The 14,987-nt window shown below is 63.3% G+C and carries 13 protein-coding genes; 10 read left to right on the top strand and 3 right to left on the bottom strand.

Going from position 1 to position 14,987, the window contains the following annotated elements:
* Positions 1-136 precede the first annotated feature (136 nt).
* Complete coding sequence (locus ACT2BZ_RS05735; protein WP_457939886.1) at positions 137-1,048, bottom strand: LysR family transcriptional regulator; 912 nt, start codon at positions 1,046-1,048, stop codon at positions 137-139.
* Positions 1,049-1,183: 135 nt separating this feature from the next.
* Between ACT2BZ_RS05735 and ACT2BZ_RS05740 the strand changes: the two genes are divergently transcribed.
* The 8 genes from ACT2BZ_RS05740 to ACT2BZ_RS05775 all read left to right on the top strand — a co-directional run bounded on the left by ACT2BZ_RS05740 (position 1,184) and on the right by ACT2BZ_RS05775 (position 9,114).
* The gene (locus ACT2BZ_RS05740; protein WP_457939887.1) at positions 1,184-2,014 is read left to right on the top strand and encodes a 3-hydroxybutyrate dehydrogenase; all 831 of its coding nucleotides are present in this window, start codon (positions 1,184-1,186) and stop codon (positions 2,012-2,014) included.
* A gap of 37 nt (positions 2,015-2,051) precedes the next feature.
* Complete coding sequence (locus tag ACT2BZ_RS05745; protein ID WP_457939888.1) at positions 2,052-3,137, top strand: patatin-like phospholipase family protein; 1,086 nt, start codon at positions 2,052-2,054, stop codon at positions 3,135-3,137.
* Positions 3,138-3,380: 243 nt separating this feature from the next.
* Complete coding sequence (locus tag ACT2BZ_RS05750; RefSeq protein WP_457939889.1) at positions 3,381-3,650, top strand: BufA1 family periplasmic bufferin-type metallophore; 270 nt, start codon at positions 3,381-3,383, stop codon at positions 3,648-3,650.
* Positions 3,651-3,681: 31 nt separating this feature from the next.
* A complete protein-coding gene (gene bufB, locus ACT2BZ_RS05755) occupies positions 3,682-4,710 on the top strand; it encodes an MNIO family bufferin maturase (RefSeq protein WP_457939890.1) in 1,029 nt (342 codons plus the stop codon).
* Positions 4,697-5,458, top strand: coding sequence for an HvfC/BufC family peptide modification chaperone (locus ACT2BZ_RS05760; protein WP_457939891.1), 762 nt, complete (start codon positions 4,697-4,699; stop codon positions 5,456-5,458). The genes bufB and ACT2BZ_RS05760 overlap by 14 nt, the downstream gene beginning before the upstream one ends.
* A gap of 16 nt (positions 5,459-5,474) precedes the next feature.
* Positions 5,475-5,948: a DoxX family protein gene (locus tag ACT2BZ_RS05765; protein ID WP_457941232.1), complete on the top strand. Its 474-nt coding sequence runs from the start codon at positions 5,475-5,477 to the stop codon at positions 5,946-5,948.
* A 3-nt stretch (positions 5,949-5,951) separates the two neighbouring features.
* Positions 5,952-7,277: an NAD(P)/FAD-dependent oxidoreductase gene (locus ACT2BZ_RS05770; protein ID WP_457939892.1), complete on the top strand. Its 1,326-nt coding sequence runs from the start codon at positions 5,952-5,954 to the stop codon at positions 7,275-7,277.
* Positions 7,225-9,114 (top strand): adenylate/guanylate cyclase domain-containing protein, encoded by a 1,890-nt coding sequence (locus ACT2BZ_RS05775; RefSeq protein WP_457939893.1) that lies wholly within the window; start codon positions 7,225-7,227, stop codon positions 9,112-9,114. Before ACT2BZ_RS05770 ends, ACT2BZ_RS05775 begins: the two co-directional genes overlap by 53 nt.
* Positions 9,115-9,419: 305 nt before the next feature.
* On the opposite strand, the gene rhaI is transcribed toward ACT2BZ_RS05775, so the two are convergent.
* Both rhaI and ACT2BZ_RS05785 read right to left on the bottom strand, forming a co-directional pair.
* The gene (gene rhaI / locus ACT2BZ_RS05780; RefSeq protein WP_457939894.1) at positions 9,420-10,712 is read right to left on the bottom strand and encodes an L-rhamnose catabolism isomerase; all 1,293 of its coding nucleotides are present in this window, start codon (positions 10,710-10,712) and stop codon (positions 9,420-9,422) included.
* A 45-nt stretch (positions 10,713-10,757) separates the two neighbouring features.
* Entirely contained in the window at positions 10,758-12,860 is a 2,103-nt protein-coding gene (locus tag ACT2BZ_RS05785) for a bifunctional rhamnulose-1-phosphate aldolase/short-chain dehydrogenase (RefSeq protein WP_457939895.1), read from the bottom strand.
* 190 nt (positions 12,861-13,050) lie between these two features.
* Here ACT2BZ_RS05785 and ACT2BZ_RS05790 point away from each other — a divergent pair, with 190 nt between their 5' ends.
* Positions 13,051-13,857 (top strand): DeoR/GlpR family DNA-binding transcription regulator, encoded by an 807-nt coding sequence (locus ACT2BZ_RS05790; protein WP_457939896.1) that lies wholly within the window; start codon positions 13,051-13,053, stop codon positions 13,855-13,857.
* A 55-nt stretch (positions 13,858-13,912) separates the two neighbouring features.
* Positions 13,913-14,908, top strand: a complete 996-nt coding sequence (gene rhaS / locus ACT2BZ_RS05795) for a rhamnose ABC transporter substrate-binding protein (RefSeq protein ID WP_457939897.1) — start codon at positions 13,913-13,915, stop codon at positions 14,906-14,908.
* Positions 14,909-14,987 lie beyond the last annotated feature (79 nt).

Consider the following 14,987-nt stretch of genomic DNA (forward strand, 5'->3'; position numbering starts at 1 on the left):
AGTGGGCGAAGGCGGCGCCCGGGAGAAATGCCACATCGTTCTGAATTCGATAGGCTGGAGCTATGGCCGGAACCGCCACCCACGAAGTCACACCGCCTGCAACCACGGTCACGGCGCCATCAAAGCCGAGGGAGCTTCAGGCGGCAGTCAGGTGGCCGCCGGCTCGCGCTCCTTCAGCCCAGCCATAGGATTTGACCGCGTTGACAAAGGTTGAAACAGCCGGGGAGAACCGGCGGCCCGAAACGGTCACCAGGCAAACTTCGCGCGCCACCTCGGGTTCGGTCACGGCGCGAACCTGAAGGCCGGGCACCACGGCGCTGTATTCAGGCAAAAAGCAGATACCCAACCCGCCTGCCACCATGTTCTGGATCCAGTCCTCGCGCTCGCTCGTGTAGGAGATGTTGAGCACCACGCCGAGTGCGCTGCATGTGTCCGACAGGTAGTCCCGGTATTCGCAGTTCACGCGTCGAAGGTAAATCTCCCCATCGATTGCGCGGAAGGGAACCACGTCCAGCTGCGCAAGCCTGTGGCCTGGCGGAAAGGCGAGCATGAAGCGCTCCCGGTAAAGGGGCGTGGCGTCGAAGCGTTCCGGAAATTCTTCGCTCGACGCCATGATGGCAACGTCGATCTCGCCCGATTCCAGCAGCTGCGAGAGCTGGCTCGGCACCCCCTCTACCAGCTGGAGCTGTATGCCTTTGTGGCGACTGTTAAAGTCCGTCAGCAGACCGGTAAACCGGCGCGGGCCTATGGTGCACATGACCCCGACCTTCAGGTTGGCGTCCTTGAGGCAGAGAAACTGCGACGCTTCGTGTCGAACCCCGGTCAGTTCGTCGAGGATCTGCTGGAAGCGCGGTCGCAGCAGCGAGCCGAGGTCGGTAATGTGGGTGAGGTTGCGTTCACGGCGAAACAGCAGTCCGCCAACTTCATCTTCCAGCTGCTGGATGGCCCGGCTCAGTGCCGGCTGGGTGACGTTCGATTTCTCCGCTGCCCGGGTAAAGTTCCGGGTTTCGCAGACGGCCAGAAAATACCGGATGTGGTGAATGTCCATACCCCACTCCTAGCGCGCGTACCCCCCTGCGCTCCAATGCGATGCGCGCATGGAATTGATAGCACAGCGGCATTTCAATGTTGAGACACGCTCGGCCAGTCTTCTCCGGGTCAAACGCATCCATTGGAGACACACATGCTCGACATCATGAAATCCGAGGCCGACCTCCGGACCAGCCGCCGTCCCCTCGAGGGAAAATCCGCCATCGTTACTGGTTCGACCAGCGGCATCGGCCTTGGCATCGCACAGAGCCTGGCACGGGCCGGTGCGGCCGTCATGCTGAACGGCTTTGGCGATCCGGTCGAGATCGAGGCGCAGCGCGCCGCACTCGCCGATGAGAATGATGTCGATGTTGCCTACGACGGCGCCGACATGACCAGTCGCGACGCCATCCATGTGATGGTGAAGCGCGCCATAAGCAGGTTCGGTCAGGTCGATATCGTCGTCAACAATGCCGGCATCCAGCATGTCGCTCCGATTGGCGAGTTCCCACCCGACAAGTGGGATGCGGTCCTAGCGATCGACCTCAGTTCCGCCTTCCACCTCACCCAGGCCACGTTCGACGCCATGAAGGCGCGCGGCTACGGCCGCATCATCAACGTCGCCTCCGCGCATGGTCTCATCGCGTCGCCCTTCAAGGCTGCCTATGTCGCGGCCAAGCACGGCATGGTCGGTCTCACCAAGGTGATTGCGCTCGAGGGGGCCGAATTCGGCATCACATCGAACGCGATCTGTCCCGGCTATGTCTGGACGCCGCTTGTCGAGAAGCAGATCGACGATCAGGCCGCTTCGCACAAGATCGCCCGCGATGCCGTCATCCGCGACGTCTTCCTGAAGAACCAGCCGACCAAGCGCTTTGCGACGGTCGAGGAAATGGGCGCGCTCGCGGTCTTCCTGTGCAGCGACCAGGCGGCCTCCATCACCGGCACCGCCTTGCCTGTCGATGGCGGCTGGACGGCCCACTGAAACGCAAAGCCGGCAACGGCCATCTCGGGAGCGAACCATGAACAGCCATGCCAAGATCGTCGAACCTGCCGCCGAGACGTCGGGCGCCGCGATGACAAAGTCGCCGCGCCAGGCTCGCACGATGAACCTTGCCTTGCAGGGAGGAGGCGCGCATGGCGCCTTCACTTGGGGAGTTCTGGATCGCCTGCTCGACGAGCCCAATCTCTCTTTCGAGGGGGTTGTCGCAACCAGCGCCGGCGCCATGAACGCCTCGGTTCTCGCCTACGGGCTGGTCGAGGGCGGGCGGCGTGGCGCGCAGAAGGCGCTGGCCAATTTCTGGCGGCGGGTTAGCCACGCCTCGGCGTTCAGTCCGTTGCAGCCGAGCCTGCTCGACCGCCTGACCGGCTCGCGTTCGCTCCAGAATTCGCCTGCCTTCATGATGTTCGACATGGTGACGCGGCTGATGTCGCCCTACCAGTTCAATCCGCTGAACTTCAATCCGCTGAAGGGCGTTCTCGAGCAGTCGATTGACCTCAATGCCGTGCGCAAGGCGCGCTGTTCGATGAAGCTCAACATCTGCGCCACCAACGTGCGGACAGGCAAGGTGAAGGTCTTTACCAATGATGAGCTGTCGATCGACGCGATCATGGCCTCGGCATGCCTGCCGTTCCTGTTCCAGGCTGTCGAGATCGACGGCGAGGCCTACTGGGACGGTGGCTATATGGGCAATCCGGCCATCTTTCCGCTGATCTACTCGTGTGACACGCCCGACGTTCTGATCGTCCACATCAACCCGATCGAGCGGGCCGAACTGCCGCGCTCGGCGATAGAGATCCTGAACCGGATCAACGAGATAAGCTTCAACTCGTCGCTCTTGCGGGAAATGCGAGCGATTGCCTTCGTAACAAAGCTCGTCGATTCCGAGGCCGGCAAGTCGCTCGACCTGAAGCGTGTCTATGTGCACGGGGTCTCGGACGACGAGGCGATGAAGAAGCTAGGCGTCTCGAGCAAGCTGAACGCCGACTGGGGTGCCCTGACGGATCTGCGCGACCGTGGCCGCGAACGTGCCGACGAATGGCTCGAGTCGAACTACGACCACATTGGCATGCGCTCGACCGTGGACATCCACGAACGCTACCTCTGACCTTCCTCCCGCGGCAGCGTCTGTCCCCTCCAGCGCTGTCCGCCCGACCGTGGCCCGCCACATCCACGGTCCAAGCCCTCCGGCCGCCCTCCGGAGGGCTTTTTCCTTTGCGTTGCAGTCACATAGCCCCGGCCTATGGAAACCATGCCGAGACAGCATTTCAGCTCGAGATGCCGATCGGGGACACTGCCCTTAGGACAGGCATTTGCCGGTCTGACCGAAACCAAACCAAGGAGAAATTCAATGATCAACACGAAAACCCTGATCGGTTCGGCCCTTGCCGCAGCCACCACACTGTCGGCCGCGGGCGCCATCGCAGGCCCCGCCGCCCAGCCCGATTTCTCGTTCGAGAAATGCTACGGCGTCGTCAAGGCCGGCCAGAACGACTGCCAGACGGCAACGCACTCCTGCGCCGGGACGTCGACCGCCGACAACCAGGGGGATGCCTGGATCTACGTGCCTGCCGGCACCTGCGGCAAGATCTCGGGCGGCAGCAACGAGCCCAAGGCCTGACCCACCTCTCACTCGACCAAGGAGCGAACCGATGCCCAGCAAGCTGCCTTCTCTCACGATCCCGAACGCCGCGGGCATCGGTTTGCGCTCGCCCCACATCGCCGAAATGCTCTCTCGCCGCCCGTCGGCCGGATGGTTGGAGGTGCACGCAGAAAACTACATGGGCGGGTCCGCTGCCGTGTCCGATCTCGAGACGCTGCGCGGTATCTATCCGCTATCGGTTCACGGCGTTGGCCTGTCGCTCGGCAGCGCATCCGGGCTTGATAAGGCTCACCTCGAGCGCCTGCGCCAGGTCTGCGCGCGCTTCGAACCCGACCTGGTTTCCGAGCATCTGGCCTGGAGTGTGGCCGATGGTGCCTACCTCAACGACCTTCTGCCGTTGCGCTACGACGAAGCGGCGCTCGCCATCGTGGCGCGCAACATCGATCAGATGCAGGACGCGCTGAAGCGCCAGGTCCTGATTGAAAATCTGTCGGCCTATGTAGCCTTTGCTGGCTCGACCATGAGCGAGGCCGAATTTCTGGCTGAGCTGGTCAAGCGCTGCGGCTGTGGCCTCTTGCTCGACGTCAACAATGTCTATGTCTCCGCCTGCAACCTCGACTTCGACCCGTCCGCCTTTATTGCCGCGCTCCCTGCTGAAGCGATCGGCGAGATCCATCTCGCCGGCCATGCGGTTAACGAGCTGGGTGATGACAAGGTGCTGATCGACGACCACGGGTCGCGCGTGCCTCCTGCTGTCTGGTCGCTCTATGCCGAGACGATCAAGAGCACCGGTCCTCGTCCGACGCTGATCGAATGGGACACAGACGTGCCACCGCTCGACGTACTCCTCGGCGAGGCGATGTGGGCGGACATGCTAGCCGCTTCGATCGCCTTTCGGCAGCGCAAGGACGCTCGAGCCGACACGGCCGATCCCCTCGACAAGCAGGCTAGCGTACTGCGCTTCGACCGCAACGCCCGGCGCATCCAACTTCCGGCGCTGCTGGCATTCGAGGCTGCAAGGAACACGAGATCGTCGGCTGCCATACAATCGGGGAGTGAGATCCATGCTGTCGCTTGAAGGCCTCCAGAACACTGTCGCCAGGTCCGTGCTCGGCACACCGCATTTCGGTCTGGGCGCACTGCTCGGGTCAGGGCGCGCCAATCCCTATCGCCGGTTGCGTGTCTATCAGAACAACACACGGGCTTCGCTCACCTCGACGCTGATGACCGTTTTCCCGGTGACCGTGAAGATGGTTGACGAGCGCTTCTTCCGCTACGCGGCAAGTGAGTTCATCCGAGCCAATCCGCCCATCGAACCGAGGCTGGTGCGCTATGGTGCAGACTTCCCGGCCTTTCTGAGAACGTTTGATGGCCTGGTCGAACTGCCCTTCGTCAGCGAGACGGCGCGACTCGAATGGGCCATAGCCGAGGCACTCGACAGTGCCTGGTTGACCGCCACCGATCTTACCGGTCTCGACAGTCCGGACGGCGCGACGCGGGAACTGATGCTGCAGCCATCGCTGCGCCTGGTCATTTCGCACTGGCCCGTGCTGTCCATCTGGTCGGCGCACCAGGACGGCGGCGAGCCGGTCAGCGCATGGCAGCGCAAGCCGGAGCGAGTCGCGCTCTGGCGCAACGGCCGTCACATCCGCTTCTCACTGCTGAGCGGGGCGCAATTCTCGTTCCGGTATTCGCTGGCGGCTGGCCTCGGTCTCGAGAAGGCGGCGGCCCGCGCGCTCACCCACGAACCGATGTTCGACCTTGTCGGCGCCCTCGTCAGTCTCGTGCGCGACGGCCTGGTTACCGGCGTGACACCCGATCCCTGAACCGATGGAGAAAATGATGACCGCAATCCATGAAATGCCGATGTCCGAAAATGCCGGTCGGGTCGGCTGGTATCGACGCCTGCTGCAAGCCGCCGACGCGATTCCGCTTTCCCTGGTGCAACTCGCCGGTCGTCTGGCGGTCGCGCACGTGTTCTGGCAGTCGGCGCAGACCAAGCTCGTCTCGTGGCCGGTGACAATCCAGCTGTTCACCTTCGAATACAACCTGCCGCTTATCGACCCCGCCGTCGCAGCATTGCTCGGTACCGCAGCCGAGGTCGCCGGTGCGCTATTGATTTTCTTCGGACTGTTTTCACGCCTTGGGGCGCTGGTGCTGCTCGGAGTGACCGCGACAATCCAGATTTTCGTCTATCCGCAGAACTGGGGTGAACACCTCTTGTGGGCGACGGTCCTGCTGCTCCTGTTCTCCCGCGGCGCCGGCGTCGTTTCGCTAGACCACCTGGCCGCTCGCCAGCTTGCTCGTCAGAGGTGACACATGCTGCAGCAATCCATCGACGAGGCCGCGGCCAGTCCGCTGGGAGGGGCATCGACTCGGCCAGACCGCGCGCGAGCCGGCAGGCCGCACGTGGTCATCCTCGGCGCCGGTTTCGCTGGGCTGAATGCAGCGATGGGGTTGCGCGACGCACCGGTCGACGTCACGGTCGTCGACCGACGCAACTACCATCTCTTCCAGCCGCTGCTCTATCAGGTGGCGACGGCCGGACTTTCACCGGCGCAGATCGCCATGCCGATCCGACGCATCCTGGGTAGTCAGAAGAACGCCACCGTGCTGATGGAGCGCGTCGAGGGCATCGACCCAGAGGCGCGGCTGGTGCGTACCGAAAGTCGAGGCATTCCTTACGACTACCTGGTCATCGCAACAGGCGCCCGCCATGCCTATTTCGGCCATGACGAATGGGAGGCAGTTGCGCCAGGCCTGAAGACGATCGGCGATGCTACCGAGATCCGTGCCCGCATCCTGACCGCCTTTGAAAGGGCAGAAGCCACCGACGACCCGGATTTGCGCCGACGGCTTTTGACCTTTGTCATAGTTGGTGGCGGACCGACCGGGGTAGAGATGGCCGGCGCCATCGCCGAACTGGCTAAGAAGGCGATTGTCGGCGAGTTCAAAAACATCGATTCCTCGACTGCAAACGTGGTGCTGATCGAGGCAGGCACCCGGTTGCTGCCTGCCTTCCCGGAAGCGTTGTCGCAGTCGGCCAGGCGGCAGCTTGAAAGACTGGGTGTCGAGGTGCGGCTGGGAGCGTCTGTGACCGACTGCGACGCTGATGGCGTCGCGCTATCCGACGGCTGGCGGATCGGCTCGCATTGCGTTTTGTGGGCAGCCGGCGTCATGGCCTCCAAGGCTGCCACCTGGCTCGATGCCCATGCCGACAGGGCAGGACGCGTCGTTGTTTGCCGTGACCTCTGCGTGCCGGGCTATCCGGAAATATTTGCCATCGGCGATACGGCCTTAGTCAGGGACGGCAGCGGCCGGTCGGTTCCAGGCGTTGCGCCTGCGGCCAAGCAGATGGGTCGCTACGTCGCCCGGTCAATCAAGGCGAGGCTGGCCGGAAAGGCCGTTGCGTCCTTTGCCTATGCCGACTTCGGCAATCTTGCCACGATTGGCCGACTCGCAGCAGTCGCCGATTTTGGCCGGTTCCGTCTCACCGGCCTGCCGGCCTGGGTTGTCTGGAGCCTTGCCCATCTCTGGTTCCTGGTCGGCTTCCGCAACCGCATTATCGTTTTCCTCGACTGGGCATGGGCCTATGCAACATTTGATCGTTCAGCGCGCCTCATCACCGGTCGAGATGACCGCTAGCCCCCACCTGCCGCGCATCGCGCTCGGCCGGGCCGTGACGGCACTGCTGCTGCTGGCAGTGCTGTCGACGGCGTCGATAGTGCATGTAATCTGGCAGCGCACCGCGATCCGCAATGTCGACAACGTTGTCGCCAGCCTCGACCTGCAGCGGGCCAGTGCGGTACGTGGCGAACTGTCGTCGACGCTTGCCACGCTTGCCGGCACCGCCGAGGTGATCCGCTCGATCCTGTTCCAAGACACGATCAAGATCGACGACGAGGTCAAGCGCGAGTTTCTTTTCCTGTCGCTGCTGCGCGAGCAGCCGTCGATCGGCTGGATCGGCTTCGGCTTTCCCGACGGCCGCTTCTTCGGCTCGCATGCGGCAGGAGACGGCGGAATCGAGATGGTCGAGATCGGTGCTGCGGCTCCCGGCATGATGCGGCCGCTGCGCCGCGATCTCTATCACGCGATTCCGGGCGACGTGATGTTTGACCAGCGGCTTCATGGCGAGAGCGCCTATGTGCCGGGCGGAGCGGCATGGTATCGCAAGGCCAAGGAGACCGCCGACACGGCCTGGAGTGTGGTCGAAATCCTGCCCAACGGCTTTGAGCCCTCGGTGGTCGCCTCCAAGCGCGTCGAACTCTATGGCCGCTACCAGGGGGTCGTGATGGTGTCGGCCAGGCTGACAAGACTTGCCGAGACGCTCGGGTCCCTGGATCCGTCGGGCATCAGCAAGGCGTTTGTACTGGGTCATGACGATACCGTCCTTGCAACCTCCGATAGTCGCGATGGCGTGATGGCCGCGCGTCTCGGCGATTTCCCGGCAGGCGATGCGCTGGCAGTGGCCGTCGCCCAGTCGGTACGGGCGAGTGGAAGCGCCGACTTTCGCACGCTTTCCGACGGCAATGGGCTAGGGCCGGTCTATGTCTCTTCCGCAACGCTACCATTTGAGGACTGGCGCCTGCTGACCGCGATCCCGCGCTCGGTGCTTGCCGGCGACATCGATCGCAACGCACGTCGCGTGCTCTATGTCGTGGCCGGGTTGGCGCTGCTGGCGGCGACCACGGCCGTGCTGTTCGCCAACCTGATGTTTGCGCGTCCAATCTCCCGGCTCGCGGCCCAGTTGCACCAGGTCGAACGCTTTGCGCTGGACGAGGTGCGCCATGTGCCCACCTTCCTCTCAGAGCTCAACGATTTCTCGCTGGCGCTGAGGCACATGGCCAGCGGGCTTTCGGCCTTCGCCAAATACATCCCGCTTGAAGTGGTTCGGCCGCTGGTCGCCAGCGGCAAGGCGCCCGCACCGGGCGGCAGTCTGTCTGAGGTGACCGTGCTGTTTGCCGACCTGCCGGGCTTCACGGAGCTTACCGAACGGCTGGGCCCTGAAGTCGAACCGCATTTGACCAGTTTCCTGACGATCGCAGTCGCAGCCATCCATGATGAGGGGGGGACTGTCGACAAGTTTATCGGCGACGAAGTCATGGCCATCTGGAATGCGCCGAACCAAGTGCCCGACCACGCCTACCGCGCCTGCCGGGCGGCGGCGGCCATTCGCGCGGCAATGCACGCCCTGCCGGCCATCTCGCCGGACCGCGATGAAATCCGAGTCAGGATCGGCATTAATACGGGCACTGCGCTGGTCGGCAATGTAGGCTCGTCCGAACGGCTGAGCTATACGGTGATCGGCGATACGGTCAATCTTGCCAGCCGACTGGTCGGAGTGGCCAAGGAGCACGGCGTGGAGGTCGTGCTGAGCGATGCAACGCTTAAGGGCTCCGGTGGAAGGATCGCCACCCGGCCGCTTGGTGCGGCCATTGTCCGAGGAAAGTCGGTGGAAGTCGGCATACACACGCTGGCTTGAATGCTCGGGATACCCTGGAGACGGGTCGACCCTTGTACATGTCGGCATCGACCAGCGAAGCTGCAGATCGCCCAATCCGACTACACCGGTGGTGCAGCGTATAGAGGCCACTGAGATTTGCTGACATTTGGCGCAATCTGTCGCCAGGTTGGCGTACGAGTTCAATCCGACGTCAGCCGCCGTCGAGCATGAGCGCGCTGCCCGTCATCAGGTCCAGACTGACAGTCGAAATAGGCAATGCGCTCGTACAGCCGCATGTCGCGTGATGACCGATCCTGGACCGCGAAATTGGTTGGGAGCCGTGCTTAAACGATACCGCCGCTGCCGGCAGCTACCGCCGGACGCTCTGAGGCAACCTTCGCCCGGTAACCGCTGGCGCGATACGCGGCGACAGGGTCGATGGCGCCCCCGGATTGCAACCGGGCCATGGCGAGGATCGGATCCACGTCTGTGCGGAAGGCCACCTTCAGCGTCTGGGTCGCCATCAGCGCATCGTTTGCCTCCTGGAAACCCTCCAGCGCCTTGCGGTCGACAAGCAGCGCGGTGGCATAGGCGCGCTGCACCTCGACGGCCGACAGCATCAGGCTCTCGATGGGGTCGGTGACATTGTGGCTCTGGTCGAGCATGTGGGCCGGCTCGAACCCCTCGACTTGGTTGAGCTCCGCGTCGACCAGTTCGTTGAACACCAGGAAAAGTCGGTAGGGATCGATGGATCCGGCATCGAGATCGTCGTCGCCATATTTGGAATCGTTGAAATGGAAGCCACCGAGCTTCCTGAACTGGATCAGCCGCGACACGATCATCTCGATGTTGACGTTTGGCGCATGATGGCCAAGGTCGACAAGGCAGTAGGCCTTCGGGCCGAGCTCGCGCGCGATGATGTAGTTGGTGCCCCAGTCCTGCACGACGGTGGAGTAGAAGGCCGGCTCGTACATCTTGTGCTCGGAGAACAGCTTCCAGTCCTCCGGCAGTCCGGCATAGATGGCGCGCATGGAGTCGAGGTAGCGTTCGAAGGCCCTGGCGAAATTGACCTGACCGGGGAAATTCGAGCCGTCCCCGATCCACACGGTCAGCGCCTTCGAACCGATGGTCCGGCCGATTTCGATGCACTCCAGATTATGCTCGATCGCCTGGTTTCGGGTGCCCGCGTCGGCGTGCGACAGCGAGCCGAACTTGTAGGAGAGTTCCTGGTCTTTCGCGTCGGCAAAAGTATTGGAGTTCATGGCGTCGAAGCCGAGGCCGAAGCGCGATGCCGCCTGCTTCAGCCGGTTGGCGTCCGCCTTGTCCCAGGGGATGTGCAGCGAGACTGTCGGCGTCGCCCGCGTCAGCTGCTGGATGACGGCGCAGTCCTCAATCTTGTCGAAAATGTCGCGTGGCTCGCCGGCGCCGGGGAAACGCGCGAAGCGTGTGCCGCCCGTGCCGACGCCCCATGACGGGATGGCGACGTGGAACGCGGCCACCTTGTCGCGGATGGCATCGATGGCGATGCCGCGCCGGTCGAGCTGTTCGCCGAGCGCCTCGTAGTCGCGCTTCAGGTTTGCGGCGCGCGCGTCATTGCCACGCGCCACCACATCGGTCGAGACGATCTCTTCGGTCACTGCAAACCCCTCCCCTGGTTCCACCCGATCGCAGCCGGATGGCTGCTAGCGTGTAAAGCTCTGCGCGTTTCCCGCGTCGACGTTCAGAATGTTGCCCGTTGATTTGGCCGACATTTCCGAGGCGAAGAAATAGATCGCCTCGGCAATGTCCTCGGGAAACACCGAGCGCTTGAGCATCGAGCGCGAGCGGTAGTGCTCCTCCAACTCGTCGGTCGACATCTTGTAGGCCGCCGCGCGCTGTTCCTTCCACTCGCCCGTCCAGATCTTCGAGCCGCGCAGCACGGCGTCCGGATTGACGACGTTGACGCGGATCTGGGCCTCCGCCCCTTCCAGCGCCAGGCAGCGGGCGAGGTGAATCTCGGCGGCCTTGGCCGTGCAGTAGGCTGCCGCGTTGGGCGACGCGGCAAGGCCGTTCTTAGAGGCGACGAAGACGACGTTGCCGCCGATGTCCTGCTGACGGAACAGGCGGAAGGCTTCGCGGCTGACCAGGAAATAGCCGGTCGCCAGGATGTCCATGTTCCTGTTCCACAGCGCCAGGGTGGTGTCCTCGATCGGCGCGGAAGAGGCGAGCCCGGCATTGGAAACCAGAATGTCGATGCCGCCGAACTCGACCGCCATTTCGGCAAAGCCCGCCGCTACCTGATCCTCGCTGGTGACGTCGATCAGGGCCTGCCGGACGAAATCGCCACCATGCGCGGCCGAAAGCTCGGCTGTCGCCTTGTCCAGCGCTGCGCCATCGATGTCGGCCAGCACCACGCAGGCTCCCTCGCGCAGAAGACGCGTCGCGGTTGCCCGGCCGATGCCGCCGGCGCCGCCGGTAACCAGCGCGATCTTGCCGGCCAATGATTTCGGCCTGGGCATGCGTTGCAGTTTCAAGTCTTCGAGCAGCCAGTATTCGATGCCGAAGGCTTCGCGCTCCGGCAGGCCGACATAGTCCGAGACGCTCGAGGCGCCGCGCATCACGTTGATGGCGTTGACGTAGAACTCGCCGGAGATGCGCGCCGTTGCCTTGTCACCGGCGAAGGTGAACATGCCGACGCCCGGCATCAGATAGACGACGGCATTCGGGTCGCGGATCTTCGGGGTGTCGGAGTCCTTGCAACGGTCGTAGTAGGCCTGGTAGCCGGCACGGTAGGCCTCGATGTCGGCCGGCAACCTGTCGATGACCGCCTCGACGTCGGGCTTTGCCGGGTCGAACTCGATCACCATCGGCCGGATCTTGGTGCGCAGGAAATGGTCGGGGCATGACGTACCGAGAGTCGCAAGCGGCCGGAAATCGGCCGCATTGACGAATTCCAGCACGGCAGGAGAATCGTCGAAATGGCCGAGTTTTCCGCCGCCTTGCGAGATCAGCCCGCGGATTTTCGGCATCAGCCGCGCTGCAATGGCGCGACGCGCCGGCGCATCTAGGGACTGCGCGACGGCGCCGCCGAAGATGGCCTTGCCGGCGCTGATCTTCTCGAACCAGTCCATCGCCTGGTTGATCGTGGCGATGGTGTTTTCGTAGCATTCCTTCTGCGTGTCGCCCCAGGTGAAAAGGCCGTGGCTCTCGAGGATGACGCCCCTCGCCTCGGGATTGTCCAGGCAAAACTTTTCCAGCCACAGGCCGAGTTCGAAGCCGGGCCGCTTCCACGGCAGCCAGCCGATCGCGTCGCCGAATATCTGCTTCGTGATGGCGCGACCATCCTTTGCTGCGGCCACCGCAATGATGGCGTCGGGATGCATGTGGTCGACATGCGCGTGCGGCACATAGGCATGCAGCGGCGTGTCGATGGAGGCGGCGCGTGGATTGAGGGCGAAGGTACAGTGCGGCAGGTAGCCGACCATCTCATCCTCGTGCTCGACGCCGCGGTAAAGCTTCTTGAGGGCGCGCAGCTTGTCCATGTAGAGCGTCGCAAGGCCATCGAGCTTGAGCGAGGCGCTGTCGCCACCCGAGCCCTTGACCCACAGGACCTCGACACTCTCGCCGGTCAGCGGGTCGTCCTGCCAGACCTTCGAGGAGGTGTTGCCGCCGCCGTAGTTGGTGACACGCTTGTCGGAGCCGAGCGTGTTCGAACGATAGACCAGGCGTTCGGGCTCGCTCATCGCGGACGCTCTTGCGTCGTCCCACAGATTGGCCAGGCGGGCGCCGGCGCGCTTGTCGAGCATGACTTGAAACCTCCCGTTTGGCAGGCGTCGCGGCGCCGGCCATTGGTCGCAAATTCACATGGCGGCCGGAAGCTTGTCAATCACAAACGATCAATTTCGATCATACCGCACTGCACAATGAAAATATCTGACTGGAAATGATTGACACTGATCTTTTTGCACGTCTAGATGGCCAGGCAGGGGAGGAACCATGCACGAGAAAGAACGCCATCGTCTGATACTGTCCGCCGTGCAGGAAAAGCCTGTGGTGACGGTGCAGGAGATGGTCGATCTCACGGAATCGTCCGAGGCGACGATCCGGCGCGATATCGCCGCGCTGCACGTCCAGAAGCGCCTGCGGCGGGTACGCGGCGGCGCGGAGGCGATCTCGCCACCCCAGTTCATCGGCCTTGCCGGCCGGCCCTTTTCCGTCAACGAAACTTTGCACGCCGCGCAGAAGCGCGCCATTGCGCGCGAGGCGGTGGAACTGTGCAAGGACGGCGAGCCGATCATCATCAATGGCGGCACCACGACCTTCCAGATGGTGCATTTCCTGGCGCTGCGCCGGATGCCGATCTTCACCAATTCCTTTCCGATCGCCGAACACCTTCTCAAGCACTCCAAGAATGCCGTGATGGTGTCCGGCGGGACGGTCTACCGCGAGCAGAACATCATCCTGTCGCCCTTCGACAATGACGTGACGCGCAATTTCTACGCACGGCGCATGTTCATGGGCGCGCAGGGCCTCGGACCGCTCGGCCTGATGGAGGGCGATCCGCTGCTCATCCAGGCCGAGCAGAAGCTGATCGACCAGGCCGACGAACTGGTGGTCCTGGTCGACTCGTCGAAGTTCAGGCTGCGCTCCAGCCTGATCCTGTGCGGCCTGTCGCGGATCGCTACCGTCATTACAGACGATGGTATCGAGGACCGGGAGGCAAAGATGCTCGAGACAGCCGGCGTGTCGCTCATCGTGGCGCGCGGCCTGGCGGGCAGGGAAGAATCTTCGCTGCAGGCGTGAGGAAAATCGCAGGCCGCGGTGGTGATGGAATGCAACACAAGGGAGGAATTACAGAATGAATATTGTCAAGAAACTGATGGTCGCCGCCGCGCTTTCGGCTGCCATGTTCGCCAACGCGGCCCATGCGGAGAACGTCAAGATCGCACTGGTCGTGAAGTCGCTCGGCAACGGCTTCTTCGACGCCGCCAACAAGGGGGCAGAGGAAGCCGCCAAGGAACTCGGTGACGTCGACATCATCTACACCGGCCCGACAAAGGCCACCGCAGAGGCGCAGATCGAAGTGGTCAATGCGCTGATCGCCCAGAAGGTCGACGCCATCGCTATCTCGGCCAATGACGCCGACGCGCTGGTTCCGGCGCTGAAGAAGGCCATGGAACGCGGCATCACCGTGATCTCATGGGACTCGGGCGTGGCCCCGGAAGGCCGCCAGATGCACCTCAACCCGTCGGACACCAACCTGATCGGCGAAACCATCATCAAGCTCGCAGCCGACTACCTGCCCGAGGGCGGCGACGTGGCGATCCTGTCGGCATCCTCCACCGCGACCAACCAGAATGCCTGGATCGAGGCCGCCAAGGCGGCACTGCCGGGCAAATTCCCCAACATCAACCTCGTCGCCACCGTCTATGGCGATGACGATTCGGCCAAGAGCACCGACGAGGCCAAGGGCCTGCTGAAGTCCTACCCCAACCTCAAGGCGATCATCGCTCCGACCACGGTCGGCGTCGTTGCCGCCGCGCAGGTGGTGACGGATGAAGGCCTGATCGGCAAGGTCAATGTGACCGGCCTGGCCCTGCCCTCAGAGTTCAAGCAGTTCATCGACAACGGCGCGTCGCAGGCTGTCGCGCTGTGGAACCCGATCGACCTCGGCTACTCGGCCGTCTATCTCGCCCACGACCTGGCGGTGAAGAAGGACGAGGCCAAGCCCGGCGCCAAGCTCTCCATCGGCCGCGTCGGCGAAGTCACGCTCGACGATACCAACTCGGCGGCAATGGCCGCTCCCTTCACCTTCGATAAGAGCAATATCGAAGAATTCTCCAAGATCTACTGATCCGCGTATAATTCGGACCGGGGCGGCGAAGCATCAGGCTTCGCCGCAGCCTCCGACCGCGAAGCTGCAGGGCCTGGAG

Source organism: Mesorhizobium sp. 10J20-29 (assembly GCF_054130485.1).

Excerpts from the sequence above, each read along its gene's own strand:
- ACT2BZ_RS05735 (WP_457939886.1), bottom strand. The coding sequence starts at position 1,048 with ATGGACATTCACCACATCCGGTATTTTCTGGCCGTCTGCGAAACCCGG.
- ACT2BZ_RS05740 (WP_457939887.1), top strand. The coding sequence starts at position 1,184 with ATGCTCGACATCATGAAATCCGAGGCCGACCTCCGGACCAGCCGCCGT.
- ACT2BZ_RS05745 (WP_457939888.1), top strand. The coding sequence starts at position 2,052 with ATGAACAGCCATGCCAAGATCGTCGAACCTGCCGCCGAGACGTCGGGC.
- ACT2BZ_RS05750 (WP_457939889.1), top strand. The coding sequence starts at position 3,381 with ATGATCAACACGAAAACCCTGATCGGTTCGGCCCTTGCCGCAGCCACC.
- bufB (WP_457939890.1), top strand. The coding sequence starts at position 3,682 with ATGCCCAGCAAGCTGCCTTCTCTCACGATCCCGAACGCCGCGGGCATC.
- ACT2BZ_RS05760 (WP_457939891.1), top strand. The coding sequence starts at position 4,697 with ATGCTGTCGCTTGAAGGCCTCCAGAACACTGTCGCCAGGTCCGTGCTC.
- ACT2BZ_RS05765 (WP_457941232.1), top strand. The coding sequence starts at position 5,475 with ATGACCGCAATCCATGAAATGCCGATGTCCGAAAATGCCGGTCGGGTC.
- ACT2BZ_RS05770 (WP_457939892.1), top strand. The coding sequence starts at position 5,952 with ATGCTGCAGCAATCCATCGACGAGGCCGCGGCCAGTCCGCTGGGAGGG.
- ACT2BZ_RS05775 (WP_457939893.1), top strand. The coding sequence starts at position 7,225 with ATGCAACATTTGATCGTTCAGCGCGCCTCATCACCGGTCGAGATGACC.
- ACT2BZ_RS05785 (WP_457939895.1), bottom strand. The coding sequence starts at position 12,860 with ATGCTCGACAAGCGCGCCGGCGCCCGCCTGGCCAATCTGTGGGACGAC.
- ACT2BZ_RS05790 (WP_457939896.1), top strand. The coding sequence starts at position 13,051 with ATGCACGAGAAAGAACGCCATCGTCTGATACTGTCCGCCGTGCAGGAA.
- rhaS (WP_457939897.1), top strand. The coding sequence starts at position 13,913 with ATGAATATTGTCAAGAAACTGATGGTCGCCGCCGCGCTTTCGGCTGCC.